The organism is Caballeronia sp. GAWG1-1 (genome assembly GCF_023631465.1).
Lineage (GTDB): Bacteria > Pseudomonadota > Gammaproteobacteria > Burkholderiales > Burkholderiaceae > Caballeronia.
This window is the reverse complement of sequence record NZ_JALQDB010000037.1, coordinates 42,729-56,882: the sequence shown is the minus strand read 5'-3', so window position 1 is coordinate 56,882 and position 14,154 is coordinate 42,729. Positions and strand designations below refer to the sequence as shown.

Below are 14,154 nucleotides of genomic sequence, written 5' to 3'. Positions count from 1 at the left end.
TTCGGCGGCGGGCTTTTCAGGCGCGGCGGCCGGCTTCTCGGCAGCCGGAGCCGGCGCGGGCGCTGCCGCGGCTTTTCCTTCCGTATCGATGGCGGCGAGGATTTCATCCGCGTGGACGATATCGCCTTCCTTCTTGAGAAGTTCGCCCAGCACGCCGGACGACGGCGCGGGAACTTCCAGCACGACTTTGTCGGTTTCCAGTTCGACGAGGATTTCGTCTTGCGTCACCGGGTCGCCCGCTTTCTTTTTCCAGGGCAACAGCGTTGCCTCGGTGACGGACTCGGAAAGCTGCGGAACCTTGACTTCAACCCTTGCCATTCAGATTCTCCTTGTGAGCATGCTTGTGCGATGGAAACCGTGCGGCGGCGAAGGGCGGGGCGCTTGCCTCCGTTTGCATCTGTTTGCATCCGTTTTGTCCGTCCCGGCCGCGCAGAAGCCACAGGATACGCCGTGTGCGGCACGCTCGCCGCACTGCCGCTTGCCGGACGGCCCTCGCTATATTCGGTGGTATATTGCGAAAACAGACGCGGACCGACCATTCCCGCCCGATCGAACATGAGGTGATCATGCAGGCCCCTCCGTTTCCACTTGCCCGCCCGACTCGCACCGGCATGCACGCGCACACGTCCGACGCATGTTGCGAGCCGCAGCCGCAGCCGCAACGAGTCGCGGCCGTGGCTGCCGACGCGCGCGGCGCGAGGAAGCGCGTGCGGCTCTCCGAGCTGGATTCGCATCTGCATTGCTCGATTATCGGTACTTGTCTCTCCACCAACGAGTTGCGCAAGCTGGTGCCGAAGTTCACGAACCTGGATCGTCATCACGCGAGCGATCTCGACATTCACCACGCGGCGGTTGAACTGGCGATTGCGGGCGGCGCGGGCGCGAAGGCGCTCAACAAGGCGCTCGACGAACGTTATTCAGGCGCGCTCCGCCGTTTCGATGCCGCGCGCAGCAGCGACGCACTCCTCGACCTTTGGTCCGATGCGCTCAAATCCGGCGACGTCCCGCCCGCCTACTGGGCGCTGATGACGCATCCGCACGCGAATATCGAAGTGCGGCAGTCGGCGTTTGGCGAGCTGCACATGCTCTCGCATCTCGTGGGCGCGGCGAATCGCGCGGATATCCGGCGTCTCGTGGCGCTCGAAAAAGAGAACGCGGAGCTGCGCGACAAGATCGAACGGCAGCAGACGCGTCTGCTGGAAGTGAGCGGCGAGCGCGACGCGTCGCTGCGCCAGTTGAGCGAGTTGGCGGCGCAAGGCGAACGCAAGCCGGAGACGGACCCGAGCGAACTCGAGGAAGAAGTGCGACGCCTGCGCGAAAAGGCCGAGGAAGGCGAGCGCCGTCTCGCGCTGCATACGAGCCGTCGCGAAGCCGCGGAACGGCGCGCGCAGCAGGAAGAGGGCGAAGCCGAGACGCTGCGCGCGCGGCTCGCCGAGGCACAAGCGCTATTGAAAGTCGTGCAGGCGGAATGCGCGGCGCTGGAACGCGCGACGCTCGATAACGCCGAAGCGTCCGACACGCGTCAGCGCGCCTTCGACTGGGTGAACGGCAAACGCATCGTCTATGTGGGCGGCAGACCGAACTCGAACGCCGTGTTGAAGTCGCTCGTCGAAACGGCAGGCGGCGCGCTCACCGTGCACGATGGCGGTATCGAGGATCGCAAGGGATTGCTCGCCGCCGCGCTGCCGAACGCGGACGTGGTGCTGTTTCCGGTGGACTGCATCGACCATGATTCGATGAACACGTTGAAGCGCGTCTGCGACCGTCACGGCGTGGACTACGCGCCGTTGCGCACGGCGAGCGTGGCGAGTTTCGTGGAATTCGTCGCGCGGCTGGACGTCGACGAGCGCGTGACCCGCACGAGCGCGCCGCCGCGTTCGGCGTTCTGCCTGCGCCACGGTTAGGACTTGAGGAGCTTCGTCAGTGCGCCGATGTGTCCGGCGCACGCGGCGTGCGCTTCGGTTTCGATATCGCGGTAAAGCTGCACGATGCGTTCGCCCACGGGCGTCAACACGCAGCCGCCGCCGCTCTGGCCGCCTTGCTCCGAGACGGTCGCGGGCGACTTCAGCGAGCGGTTCAATTCGTCGATGAGCAGCCACGCGCGCCGATACGACATGCCGAGACTACGCGCCGCCGCCGAGATCGAACCGTGTTCGCGCACGGCTTCGAGAAGCACCACTTTGCCCGGCCCGAGCGCGATTGCTTCACCTTTGCGGATGCGCATGCGAAAGCGCACTTCGACGGCTTCTTGGGCCGTCGCCGCAGGTTTCGTTTTGAGGGATGTGGCCATGCCCGAGAGAATACACGAACGAGACCCTCCGAACGCTACTGGCGAAACGGATAGCAGAAGCGGTAATCCTCGCAACCCGGACAGCCCGGCGCGCAGGTCGGCGCAACGCCGTTTGCGCTCGCCACCTCGTACGCCAGGAACTTCTTCCAGCGCATTTCGTCGACGTTGCGCGCGGCGAGCGCGGGGTAATGGCGTTCGAGCATGGCGCTGACATCGGCGCGGCCATCGAGTCCGAGATCGCGCCATAAATGGTCGGGACGCAGGCACGCCGTGGCGATGATCATCGCGAGACAATGCGCGTCGTCGGGAGAATGCGTCAGCGTCACGTCATGGCGCATCAGAAGCGCATGAAGATCGTGTACGAACACGCGGTGCGGCGTCCACGGCGGCGTATGATCGCCGTCGATCGTCTGCCTGAAATGGCGCGTGGTCAGGGCATCGAGTTCCGGCTTGTTAAGACCGAGCAGCGATACATCGCCGGCTTCCATGTGCGCGCCGATCAACCGCGCGAACAACACCGTGTCGGGCACGGCTGCATGGGCCGCACGGGCGAGAAGGGCGCGCGCCGCCGCGTTCACGTTCATGGCGAGTGGCCGCTGCCGAGCACGTGGGCATCCACGCGTACCAGCCGCTTCAGGTGGCGCGGCGCGTGCACCGTATCCGCGCCGGACACCAGCACCGGCAGGCCATCTTCGACGCCGAGTTCGCGGTCCGCACACGCATACGCCACGATCACTTGCTCGCCCACGGGCGTGTTGAAAAGCTCATGCCAGGAAAACGTCACTGCATAGCCATCGTGCGCATGCGCGAGAAACACGGTGCGCTTGAAATCCGTGCTCCCGGGACGGCGCACGCCAGCGGCGTCGAGCAGCACGCGCAACTGCACGCCCTGATATCGTTCCACTGGTCGAATATAACGGCCGGTCGAAAAGCAGACGAGATCGAAGGGATCGATGCTCGCGCTCGCAAACTCGCGCAAGGCGGCGACATCGAGCACGAGCGGACGTTCGACCGCGCCGCCAATCTGAACGACAGGTGAAAGGCTGAGCGAATGCGCGTGATTCATGGCGATGACCGGGCAGATGCGATGTATCGCTGAATATATTACGGCAGATTGTACGATGCCACGCCTTTCGCGGCATGATGATCATGGATGCGGCATTATTCACAACTATCGTTTCCGGCCAACGGGAGAGCCTTCATGAGTCGTCGTCCTGCGTGGATCGCGATTTTGGCGTTCGTCACCGCCGCATGCACTTCGGGCGGAGGCTCGGTCAGCGCGCCGCAGACGGTCCAGCTTTCCGGCTCGCCGAACGGCGTCGCGGTGCGCGCGTCGGATGGCGCGGTGTTCGTCACCGACGACAAGACCAACAGCATCGTGATGACCTCGAATCTCGACGCTGCATCGCCCGACTTTTCGCTCTACGCGCGCATTCCCGCGCAGGAAGGCGAGCGCGGCGCGCTCAGTCAGATTGCGTTTGCGCCGAACGGACATCTGCTCGTCGAGCGCTTCGGCTTCGGCAAGAACAGCGCGGTGTTCGACATCGCCGCGAGCGGACAAGTCGCACTTGCCGCCGATGCAAACCCGTCGCGACGCCGCCTCGGGCTCGTCGTGCTGGACAGCGGCACGTTTTTGTCGAGCTGGTTCGGCAAGGAAGGCGATGCGCCGTCGATGGGCGGCGTTAGCCTGATCACGCGCGGCGCGACGCCGGGCAGCGTGACCGAGCGCGATCTCGTCATCGGCCTGAAGAAGCCGGTGGGCCTCGCGGTCGTCGGCGACACGCTGTTCATCAGCGATCAGGCGGCGAACCGCATCTTCAAGGTCGATCTGCAGGACGCGCGCACGGCGGGCGGCCCGGTGCAGGCCACCAATGTGTTCGCCACCGTCGATGCGCCCGATCTCATGGCCGCATCGCCCGATGGCACGCTCTACACGAAATGCGGCGCGCACGCGTTGTGCAGTGTGTCGAAGCGCGGTACGGCGGCGGTCATCGCCAGCGACTTCGACGCGCCTCGCGGCGTGGCCGTCGATGTCGCGCGCAAGCGGCTGATCGCGGTGGATCGCGCGGGTGCGTCGTCGGGCAAGACGAGCGCGCTGCGCGTGTTGCCGATCAGATGAGCGAGCCCAAGGTCGACCCAAAAAAAGAAGGCGACGCATTCGCCGCCTTCTTTCGCGCCTACGTCACGTCGAACCTCAACGCGGCGACGACCAGCCCTTGTAATTCGCCACGTTTTCGCGCGTGACGAGCGTCGACGGCATGAGGATCATCGTGCTGCTCGGCTTCTTGCCGTTCATCAAGTCATAACCGACGCTCACCGCCTGCTGCGCCATCGACCACGGGTCCTGACTCGCGGAAGCCTGAATCTGCGTATCGGTCTTGAGCGCGTTTTCGATATCCGGCGCGCCATCCACCGACGTGATCACGATATTGTTGCGACGCAGTTGCTTCGCCGCGAGATCGCTGCCGATGGCTTGCGGATCGTTGATCGCGAAGAGGCCGTCGAGCTTCGGAAACCGCGTGAGATAACCTTGCATCGCGTTCATGCCGCCTTCGCGCGAACCTTTCGCGTCCTGGTCGTCGGATAGCACCTTGATGCCCGGATTCTTCGCCAGTTCCGCCTTGCAACCCTTCACGCGATCCGTCACGGCCGAAACCTGCGGCCCGTTCTCGATCACCACGTTGCCCTTGCCGTTGAGCTTCTTCGCGAGGAAATCGCACGCGAGTTCACCCGCCTGCACGTTGTTGGTCTGCACGGTGGCGTCCGTTCCGGCAGCGGCCACGTCGACCGCGACCACCACGATGCCCGCCGCCTTCGCCTTCTTCACGGCGGGTTCGATCGCCTTCGGATCGACCGCGTTGAGCAGGATCATGTCGACGTGCGCGGAGATGAAGTTGTCGATCTGCGTGAACTGCTTGTTCATGTCGTAATCCGACGATACCGCCGTGACCTTGACGTTCGGATTGATCTGCTTGGCCTTGGCTTCCGCGCCGCGCGAGATGGTCACGAAGTACGGATTGCCGAGCGAGCCGACCGTGATGCCGACCGACTTCAGTTGCTTGTCGGCGGCCTGCGCGGCGGGCAGCGCCGCGCAAAAACCGACTGCGAGTGCGACGCTGGCGAAAAGCTTGTTGTGTTTGCGCATGTTGTTGTCTCCAGTGGGTCCATTCGAGTTGGACGGGCGCAGGCGGACCTGCATGCGCCCGGTGTTTTCAAAGCGAAACTTCAGGTTCGGGCCGAACCGCGCTGGCGGTAACGGTCGAGCGCCACCGCGCCGATGATGACGAGCCCCTTGATGATGTACTGCCAGATATCCGACACGCCGAGCAGCACGAGTCCATTCGACAGCACGGCGATGATCAGCGCCCCGACCAGCGTCCCGACGATCGACCCCACGCCGCCCACGAAACTCGTGCCGCCGAGAATGACCGCGGCGATGGCATCGAGTTCATACGATTGGCCGAGTTGCAGACCGTTCGCCGCATAGAGCCGCGCCGCCGACATCACCGCGCCGAGACCGGCGAGCAGTCCCGACATCGCGTAGACGAAAAGCTGGATGCCCCACACCTTGATACCCGAGAGCCGCGCCGCCTCCGGATTGCCGCCGACCGAATAGATGCGCAGGCCGAGCACCGTGCGGCGCAGAATGAACCACGAAATCGCGACGACCGCGAGTGCGATGATCACGAGCCACGGCACGCCGAGCACCGTGTCGTTGCCGATGAACGCGAACGAAAGTTGCGGGTTGAAGATGGTCGTATCGTTACCGATGAGCCGCGCAATGCCGCGCACCGCCGTGAGCGAACCGAGCGTCACGATGAACGGCGGCAGTTTGAGCAGCGAGATCAGCAGCCCGTTGACCACGCCGAAGCCGAGACCCACGGCAAGCGCGGCCGGAATGCCGAGCCAGCCGAGATGCGGCAGGTTCGACGCGAGCAGCGCGGTGACGGCCGCCGCGGACAGGATCGAGCCGACCGACAAGTCGATGCCGCCCGTGAGAATGACGAAGGTCATGCCCGCCGCGAGCACGATGTTGATCGACGCCTGCTGCGTGACGATCGACATGTTCTGCAGGCTGAAGAAGCCATCGGTGACGATGCCGAAGCCGATGCACAGCAGAATCAGCACCGGCAACATGCCGGCGGTGCGCATCAGGACCTGCATGCGCTCGCGATGTTCGATGCGCGTCTGCCGTTCCGCCGCGCCTGGCCCGACGTTGTCCTGCTTGGTGGTGTTAGCCATGTCTCTCTCCAATGTGCTTTTATGCGGCCTGATCGAGCTTGACCTTCGAGCCCGTCGCCAGTTCGATGATCCCTTCCTGCGAAATCGGCTTGCCGGAATGTCCGCCGAGTTCGCCCGCTATCAGGCCTTCGCGCATGACGAGCACGCGGTCGGCCACGCCGATCACTTCCGGCAACTCGCTCGAAATGACGATGAGGCCGACGCCCGAGCGCGCCAGTTCGTTGATGATTCGATAAATCTCCGACTTCGCGCCGATGTCGACACCGCGCGTCGGTTCATCGAGGATCAGCACGTGCGGTCGCGTTTCGAGCAGACGCGATAGCAGCACCTTCTGCTGGTTGCCGCCCGATAACGCGCCCGCGTTCACCCGCATGTTCGGCACGCGGATGGTGAGCGCGGCGATTGCCTCGCGCGCGCGGTTGTTGCCGTGCGCGATGTCCATCACGCCCATCTTGGAATCGCGTCCGGCGACCGCGACGTTGATGTTGTCGCGCACGCTCATGTCGAGAAACAAGCCCTGACCCTTGCGGTCTTCGGTGAGATAGACGAGGCCGGCGTCGATGGCATCGCGCGGCGTGCGCACCTTGAGCGGCTTGCCGTGCATCAGGATGTCGCCGCGCGTGCGTTCTTCCGCGCCGAAGATGAGGCGCGCGAGTTCCGTGCGTCCCGCGCCGACGAGTCCCGCGATGCCGAGCACTTCGCCCGCGTGCAGTTCGAGACTGCAGCCGCGCACGCGGCGGTCGTCGGCGATATCGCGCACCGACAGCACGACCTTGCCGGGATCGTAAGGCGCGTGTTCCTTCTTGTAGAAGCCGGAGATGTCGCGGCCCACCATCATCTTCACGAGGCTCTCGGCGGAGAGTTCGTCGCGCTTGAGCGTGCCGACGTAGCTGCCGTCGCGCAGCACGGAAACGCGATCCGACAGCTCGTAAATTTCCGCCATGCGATGGCTGATGTAGATGATTGCAATGCCTTCCGCGCGCAATGTGCGCACGAGCTCGAACAGCCGGTCCGTTTCGCGCGATGAGAGCGGCGTGGTCGGCTCGTCCATCACGAGGATGCGCGCGTGGGCGTGCACGGCGCGCGCGATTTCCACGAGCTGCCGTTCCGCGATGGAAAGATCGCCGACGAGCGTGTGCGGCTTGAACGACGCGCCCAGCCGCTTCAATACGTCCACGCAGCCGCGCTCCATGCCGGCGCGATCCACGACGGACCACGGACCTCGGCCCTTGCGCAGTTCGCGGCCCGCGTAGATGTTCTCGGCCACCGAAAGATTGGGCGCGAGACTCAGTTCCTGATAAATCACGGCGACGCCGAGCGCACGCGCCGCGAGCGGACCGTCGATGACGACCGGCTTGCCATCGATGAGAATTTGCCCGCCTGCATCGGCCTGATACGCGCCCGACAGGATTTTCATGAGCGTGGATTTGCCCGCGCCGTTTTCGCCCATCAGCGAATGCACTTCGCCTGGAAAGACCGAAAGACGGACGTCGTTCAGCGCGCGCACGCCCGGAAACGTCTTGCTGATGCCGCGCATTTCCAGAAGCGGCGTACGCGGGTCCGCGGTGTCATGCGGCATGGTTCACCTCTTGCGTTTTGATGCCCGCGTGGCGAAAGCCGGCGCGCGGGGAGAAGTTGTAGAACATGGGCAACGTGGCGGCGCCGATCGCGCCCGCATCCGGGCCGAAGGTGCCGCGCACGAGCGCGGGCGTGCCGCGTGCCTCGGGCGCGTTGGCGGTCATCGTGGTCCGGAGGCGCGCGACGAGCCGGTCGAGCAGGCCGCCGTCGATGTCGGAATCGATCACGACCATCGGCACGTCGAGCACGCACAAGGTTGCGCGCAACGCGGGCGCGAGAGCTTCGATGCAGTCCTCGATCCATTCGTCGACGGCGGGCAGGCGTTGTTCGATGCACGCCTGCAAGTCGACGCGGTTGTCCGCCGCCGCGCCGCTGTAGTGCAGATGCCGCACGAGCGCATTGAGCGAGGCGCGCGACAGTAAAATGTCCCACTGCCCAGCGGGTTGCGGGGCGGAGGGCAGGCGGCTTGGCGGCACGGGAATCACGCCGATATCGCCCGCGTTGCCGGATGCGCCGCGCAGACAATCGCCGTCGATGGCAATGCCGCCGCCGATCGCCGAGCCCAGGAACAGGTAGATGAAGTCGTCGCACGTGCGGCCGTGACCGTAGAACAGTTCGGCGGTGGCGGCGGCGTTGCCGTCGTTTTCGCTGAAGACGGGCAGGTTGAGCGCGCGCGAGAGGGCGTCGGGGAAATCGGTTTCGTCCCAGGCGCGGAAGTTTTCGGCGGGCAGGCCGAGTTCGCGCAGCCAGCTGCCGAGATTGAACGGCTGCGCGATGCCGATGCCCGCGAGCCGTTCACGTTCGGACGCGCTAAGCAGCGCGAGCATCCGTTCGACATCGCGCCGCACGATTTCGAGCACGACCGACGGATGCGGCAGCACCATGTCGATGGCGCTGCGCCCGAGCACGTCGCCCGCGAAATTGACGAGCACCGTCTCGATGCCGGTGCGGTCCAGCCGCACGCCGATACCGAACGCGCCGCGCGGATCGAGCCGGATCAGCGCGGCCGGCTGACCGCGCTGGCCTTCGATCCGGCGTCCGGTGTACTCGATGAGCCCTGCCTTGCCGAGCGACTCGATGATGCTGCCGACCGCCGTGCTCGTCAGATTCGCGTGACGCGCGAGATCGGCCTTCGATGCGGGCTCGGTGCGCCGCAACGCCTGCAACAGCAGGCGTTCGTTGTAGCGCCGGACGTTCGCGGAGTTGCTGCCTCTGCCGCTTGCTGGTTTCACGCGCCTGTCTCCTGTCGAGTCAGCGCACGAAGCGCCGCTCGTTGTCTCGTATCGCCCTCATGCGGGGCATTAATTAAATCAAGTTGATTTATTTAAAGACGGCAGCGCGTTCTTGTAAAGAGAGGGAATTCCCCAAGCCTGCTTTTAAGCAGCGGATGAAAACCATTCGTGGCATGCGATGCAAGCAACGCTCCCGACGAATGTGCGCCTTTCACACTAGGCGATAGACCCTTCAGTTCCAAGTTTCGGGCGTCCGTGCCTTTGCCTGCGTGGCGATGAGCGTTGTGCTATCGTCGGCGACACTTTTCGACATTGCGGTTGCGCCATCATGTTTTCGATCTCTCAGTCGGCCCACGCGAGTAAAACTGCCCAGTACGACGATCTGCTTCAACAGGCGCGCTCGCTGCTGGCGGACGAAAGCGATTTCATCGCCAACGCGGCGAACTTTTCGGCGCTAATTTTTCACTCGCTGCCTGATGTGAATTGGGCGGGCTTTTATCTTTTCGACGGCGCCGAGCTCGTCGTCGGGCCGTTTCAAGGCAAGCCGGCGTGCGTGCGAATTGCGCTTGGACGCGGCGTGTGCGGCACGGCGGCACGCGACCGGCGCACGCAGGTCGTGCCGGACGTCGAGGCGTTTCCGGGTCATATCGCGTGCGACTCGGCGTCGCGTTCGGAGATCGTCGTGCCGCTCGTCGATGCCGCTGGCGCTCTGATCGGCGTATGGGATGTGGATAGCCCGATTCCCGGCCGCTTCGACGATGAAGACGCCACGGGCATGGAAGCGCTGTGCACGGCGTTCGTAGCGATTGCGTGGAGCAAGCGCGCGAAGGGTTGATGGCGGACATCGGACAGCGCGCAATCGGCGCGGTACGCGCTTGCAGTTTCCGTTTAGCTCGACGCGAGACACGCTCTCGGTCGAGATCACGCGGTAGTTCGCTGGACGCCTGCGGCGCTACTCCGCTCAACGCACCTCACGCAGTGGGAGCGATCACGCAATAGGTCGCTGGCCGTGCGCGTCATCACTCCGCTCAACGCAATCCATCTGTCGAACGTGGCCACGCGGTAGTTCGCTGCGTTTCGGCAAGCGTCTTCCCCGCCTGCGGCTACAATGGGGCGACCCTAACGCCCTCCATTCCGATGCCGAGCCTTGCCCGCCGCCGTCTGCTTGCCGCGTGCGCCCTGAGCGCGAGCGGCCTGGTACGTGTTCGCGATGCGCGCGCCGCCGATGGCCGCGCTACCATCGCGCTCGTGATGAAGTCGGTGAACGATCCTTTCGTCGTGTCCATGATCGACGGCGCAAACAACTACCAGCGCCATTTCGCGTCGCAGCTGGATTTGATCGCGCGCGGCACGCAGGGCGACAACGACGTCGCCGCGCAAATTCAAATCGTCGAGTCTTTGATCGATGCGAAGGTCCAGGCCATCGTGATCGCGCCGACGGACTCGAAAGCGCTGCTTCCCTCGGCCACGAAGGCGATACGCGCGGGCATCATCGTGATCGCCATCGACAACGCATTCGACGACGACGCCGACGACCCGGCGTTCACCATTCCCTTCGTTGGTCCGGACAGCCGCCGGGGCGCGCGGCTCGTCGGCAATTATCTCGGCTCGAAGCTGAAAGCGGGCGATGAAGTCGGCATCATCGGAGGACCGGCGAACGACCGCAACGCGCAGCAGCGCGCCATCGGCTTCAGGGATGCGATGAACGCGGCGAACGTGCGTGTCGCGGCCGCCGACGCGGGCGACTGGAGTCTCGCGAGCGGCAAGTCCATTGCGCTGCAGATGATCTACACGCGCCCGACCTTGCGCGGCATGTTGTGCGCGAACGATACCCTCGCGATGGGCGCGATCGATGCCATTCGCATCGCCGGGAAAAAAGGCCGCGTGCTGGTCACGGGCTATAACAACATCGACGCCGTGCAACCGATGCTGGAAGACGGGCGCCTGCTTGCGACGGTCGAGCAGTTCGGTGCGCGTCAGGCGGTATTCGGCGTGGATGTCGCGGTGAAGGCGCTACTGGAGAAACGGCGACAGCGGGATTTGTCGCCGTACATGGAGACGCCGGTGCAGGTGGTGGCGAAGGGGATGAAGCGCCCGCCGAGGCTGGGCGCGTCTTCGTAATGCCTGCTGTCGCTCGATGACCTGCGCGTCGCCAGATGGGCCATGCGCGCAGGCTGAAGTTCAGCCGATCCTCTAACGCTCAACCCGCCGCCCCACCCAACAACCCACGCGCCGCCAGACTCCGATACAACGCGCGCACCCCAAACGTCCAGGGCTCGACTTCCGTCGAAAGCTGCACCGTGTTCACGAGTGCGCCCAGACTCGGCGTGGCAATCGTCACCACGTCGCCGAGATGATGCGTAAAGCCGCCGCCCGGCGTGTCGCGGTCCTTGATCGGCGAAAACATCGTCCCGAGGAACAGCATGAAGCCGTCCGGGTATTGGTGATGCGCGCCATGCGTCTGCTTGACGAGGTCGGCGGGATCGCGGCTGATCTCGCTCATATGGCTCACGCCTTCGAGCACGAAATCGTCGTCCGCGCCTTCGATGCGCAGCGACAAAGTCGTGCCGCGCACCGTGTCCAACGTGAAGCGCTCGTCGAACAGGCGCACGAACGGGCCGATCGCGCACGAAGCGTTATTGTCCTTCGCCTTGCCGAGCAACAACGCGCTACGGCCTTCGATATCGCGCAGATTCACGTCGTTGCCAAGCGTGGCGCCAACGATCTCTCCGCGCGCGTTCACCGCCAGCACGATCTCCGGCTCCGGGTTGTTCCATTGCGATGTCGGATAAAGCCCCACGTCCGCGCCAAAGCCCACCGACGACATCGGCTGCGACTTCGAAAACACTTCCGCGTCCGGCCCAATGCCCACTTCCATGTATTGCGACCACGCGCCGCGCCGCTCCAGCTCCGCCTTCAACTTGGCCGCGCTCCCCGAACCGGGCTTGATCTTCGAAAGATCCGCGCCGATCAACTTGTTGATGGTCTCGCGAACTTCCTTCGCCTTCGTCGCATCGCCGCCCGCCTGTTCCTCGATCACGCGTTCCAGCAAGCTCACCGCAAAGGTGACGCCGCACGCCTTCACCGCCTGCACGTCGCAGGGCGCGAGCAGGCGTGGACTGTCGGTTGCGGCATCGAGCGTGGCTTGCAGCAAATCTTCCACGGTGCCGAGGCGTTCGCCTTCAGCCGTGCGCGCGATGTTCACGGCGTCGGGATTGTCGAAGAGATCGGCTGTGGTCGGCGCGGCGCGCGTAATGTCGAACACTTCGCCCCGGCGCACGGCAATGACCGCTGGGCCGTTCACCGGCGCGGGACGCCATACGCGGCCGATCAGCAAGGCATCGGCAAAGTCTTCGGGCAGATACGCGGAAAGGGAAACGGGCTGCATGAGTGGGATCACCGTGCACGGGAAAAGGGAAAACGATCGTAGCCCGCACGTGCGTTAGTGTCCATTGGGTTGCATGTTTATCCAACCTGTTGGAATATGCGCGGTCTCAATCTCGCTTCCGGCTCAGTAGGAACCGCGACCATCGACATGGATAAAGCCTACGACGTGCCCGCGCTGCGCCGCGCGAACGACATTCTTCAGACGCTCGCCGACGCCGCCAAGCCCGTGCGCGCCGCCACGCTCGCCGAGACCACCGGGTTGTCGCGCAGCACGCTCTATTTGCTGCTGGAGACGCTTGCGCGCATGCAGTGGGTCGAAAAGCGCGACGATGGCTACGTGGTCGGCGTCGGCCTGTTCGAGCTCGGCAACGCGTACGTGCGTCACGACAAGCTGCAGGCGGCGTTTCGCGAGGGCGCGGGCGCGTTCATCAACACGCATAACGAGGTCGTGCAGCTTGCCGTGCTGGATGGCGTGCAGGTCGTGTATGTCGCGCGCGAGGACGCGCATCGGCCGGTGCGGCTCGTATCGGATCTCGGTTCGCGGCTGCCCGCGCATTGCTGCGCGCTCGGCAAGGCGCTGCTGGCCGGTCTCACAGACGATGCCATCAGCGAACGCCTGCCCGAGCGTCTCGAAGCGGTAACGCCGCGCACCATCACGCGGCGCGCGGCGCTGTTGCGCGAGCTCGCGTCCATTCGCACGAGCGGTCTCGCGCTCGAACGCGAGGAAGTGACGGAAGGGCTTGCGTGTTTCGCGGCTTATGTCGGCATGACGCCGGCGGGCAAGCGCGTGGCGGTATCGACGAGCGTGCCCATCGGAAGGCTCGATGCAAAGCGCGAAAAGCAGATTTCGATGGGCATCGTTCAGCTTGCGGCGTTGTTGCGCGGGGCGCTGTGAGCTTGTGTGAAGCGCGCTTCGATCGCCTGCATTTCGCCCGTATCGAACACGTGCCCCACGCCATGCGATGCAATCAGAACGTCGCATGCCGTATGCGTGCAGATCACGTCGCGCACGCGCGCTTCGCCAAATCTCCAGCCGGTTTCCGCTTCGCCGCCTAAAACGATGAGGTCCGCGCCGATCTCGCTTGCAACATCGGCAATTGCCTCGCCGATGCTCACGCCATGCGGCGGCAGCGTGATGCTACGCGCGACGCCATCGATGCCCGCGCGCTCGATCATCCGGACGCTATAGCGCGTGACGGCGCGCGCGTGATCGTCGATGACCGCGGCGGTCTCCGCGAAATTGCACTCGGCGGTGACGACGGCCCACCACGGCGTCTGATCGACCACATGCAGCGCGGTGAGGCGCGCGTTGCAGTCGCGGGCGCGCGAAATGGCAGTGGTCAGGGCGCTTTCGCTGAGGCTCGTGCTGACCGCGACGAGAATGTGCTTGTACATGATGGCCTCCGTTGCAGGGTTTCGATTCGA

At 64.7% G+C, this 14,154-nt stretch carries 14 protein-coding genes and 1 pseudogene; 5 read left to right on the top strand and 10 right to left on the bottom strand.

The window, feature by feature from the left end; translation table 11 throughout:
- Nucleotides 1–99 precede the first annotated feature (99 nt).
- Nucleotides 100–318 (bottom strand): annotated as a pseudogene (locus tag NCT03_RS25400) (biotin/lipoyl-containing protein); the annotation flags it as partial.
- Between the two features lie 248 nt (nucleotides 319–566).
- Between NCT03_RS25400 and NCT03_RS25395 the strand changes: the two are divergent.
- A complete protein-coding gene (locus NCT03_RS25395; RefSeq protein WP_250494374.1) occupies nucleotides 567–1,904 on the top strand; it encodes a DUF2325 domain-containing protein in 1,338 nt (445 codons plus the stop codon).
- Here NCT03_RS25395 and NCT03_RS25390 read toward each other — a convergent pair.
- Genes NCT03_RS25390 through NCT03_RS25380 form a run of 3 tightly spaced genes read right to left on the bottom strand, consistent with a single transcriptional unit; the run spans nucleotide 1,901 to nucleotide 3,356 of the window.
- Entirely contained in the window at nucleotides 1,901–2,290 is a 390-nt protein-coding gene (locus tag NCT03_RS25390; RefSeq protein ID WP_244829888.1) for a winged helix-turn-helix domain-containing protein, read from the bottom strand. The two genes, NCT03_RS25395 and NCT03_RS25390, sit on opposite strands and share 4 nt — an antisense overlap.
- Before the next feature lie 35 nt (nucleotides 2,291–2,325).
- The gene (locus NCT03_RS25385; RefSeq protein WP_250494373.1) at nucleotides 2,326–2,874 is read right to left on the bottom strand and encodes a nitrogen fixation protein NifQ; all 549 of its coding nucleotides are present in this window, start codon (nucleotides 2,872–2,874) and stop codon (nucleotides 2,326–2,328) included.
- Complete coding sequence (locus NCT03_RS25380; RefSeq protein WP_250468894.1) at nucleotides 2,871–3,356, bottom strand: molybdopterin-dependent oxidoreductase; 486 nt, start codon at nucleotides 3,354–3,356, stop codon at nucleotides 2,871–2,873. Before NCT03_RS25380 ends, NCT03_RS25385 begins: the two co-directional genes overlap by 4 nt.
- A 135-nt stretch (nucleotides 3,357–3,491) precedes the next feature.
- Between NCT03_RS25380 and NCT03_RS25375 the strand changes: the two genes are divergently transcribed.
- On the top strand, nucleotides 3,492–4,409 hold the full coding sequence (locus NCT03_RS25375; protein WP_250494372.1) for an NHL repeat-containing protein: 918 nt from the start codon (nucleotides 3,492–3,494) through the stop codon (nucleotides 4,407–4,409).
- Nucleotides 4,410–4,484: 75 nt separating this feature from the next.
- Here the strand turns inward: NCT03_RS25375 and NCT03_RS25370 are convergent, their stop codons facing one another.
- From NCT03_RS25370 to NCT03_RS25355, 4 genes are all read right to left on the bottom strand, one after another.
- Nucleotides 4,485–5,435, bottom strand: a complete 951-nt coding sequence (locus NCT03_RS25370; RefSeq protein ID WP_250468890.1) for an ABC transporter substrate-binding protein — start codon at nucleotides 5,433–5,435, stop codon at nucleotides 4,485–4,487.
- Nucleotides 5,436–5,515: 80 nt separating this feature from the next.
- Nucleotides 5,516–6,532, bottom strand: coding sequence for an ABC transporter permease subunit (locus NCT03_RS25365; RefSeq protein ID WP_244829893.1), 1,017 nt, complete (start codon nucleotides 6,530–6,532; stop codon nucleotides 5,516–5,518).
- Between the two features lie 19 nt (nucleotides 6,533–6,551).
- Nucleotides 6,552–8,111: a sugar ABC transporter ATP-binding protein gene (locus NCT03_RS25360; RefSeq protein ID WP_250494371.1), complete on the bottom strand. Its 1,560-nt coding sequence runs from the start codon at nucleotides 8,109–8,111 to the stop codon at nucleotides 6,552–6,554.
- Nucleotides 8,101–9,342 (bottom strand): ROK family transcriptional regulator, encoded by a 1,242-nt coding sequence (locus tag NCT03_RS25355; protein ID WP_250494370.1) that lies wholly within the window; start codon nucleotides 9,340–9,342, stop codon nucleotides 8,101–8,103. The genes NCT03_RS25360 and NCT03_RS25355 overlap by 11 nt, the downstream gene beginning before the upstream one ends.
- Nucleotides 9,343–9,670: 328 nt before the next feature.
- Here NCT03_RS25355 and msrC point away from each other — a divergent pair, with 328 nt between their 5' ends.
- Nucleotides 9,671–10,177, top strand: a complete 507-nt coding sequence (msrC, locus tag NCT03_RS25350) for a free L-methionine (R)-S-oxide reductase MsrC (protein WP_250494369.1) — start codon at nucleotides 9,671–9,673, stop codon at nucleotides 10,175–10,177.
- 302 nt (nucleotides 10,178–10,479) lie between these two features.
- On the top strand, nucleotides 10,480–11,463 hold the full coding sequence (locus tag NCT03_RS25345) for a substrate-binding domain-containing protein (protein ID WP_250494368.1): 984 nt from the start codon (nucleotides 10,480–10,482) through the stop codon (nucleotides 11,461–11,463).
- A gap of 79 nt (nucleotides 11,464–11,542) precedes the next feature.
- Here NCT03_RS25345 and NCT03_RS25340 read toward each other — a convergent pair whose 3' ends face one another.
- Nucleotides 11,543–12,730, bottom strand: a complete 1,188-nt coding sequence (locus NCT03_RS25340; RefSeq protein ID WP_250494367.1) for a fumarylacetoacetate hydrolase family protein — start codon at nucleotides 12,728–12,730, stop codon at nucleotides 11,543–11,545.
- 147 nt (nucleotides 12,731–12,877) lie between these two features.
- Here NCT03_RS25340 and NCT03_RS25335 point away from each other — a divergent pair, with 147 nt between their 5' ends.
- Nucleotides 12,878–13,624 (top strand): IclR family transcriptional regulator, encoded by a 747-nt coding sequence (locus NCT03_RS25335; RefSeq protein WP_250494366.1) that lies wholly within the window; start codon nucleotides 12,878–12,880, stop codon nucleotides 13,622–13,624.
- Here the strand turns inward: NCT03_RS25335 and NCT03_RS25330 are convergent.
- A complete protein-coding gene (locus tag NCT03_RS25330) occupies nucleotides 13,591–14,124 on the bottom strand; it encodes a universal stress protein (protein WP_250494365.1) in 534 nt (177 codons plus the stop codon). The two genes, NCT03_RS25335 and NCT03_RS25330, sit on opposite strands and share 34 nt — an antisense overlap.
- Nucleotides 14,125–14,154: the final 30 nt, after the last annotated feature.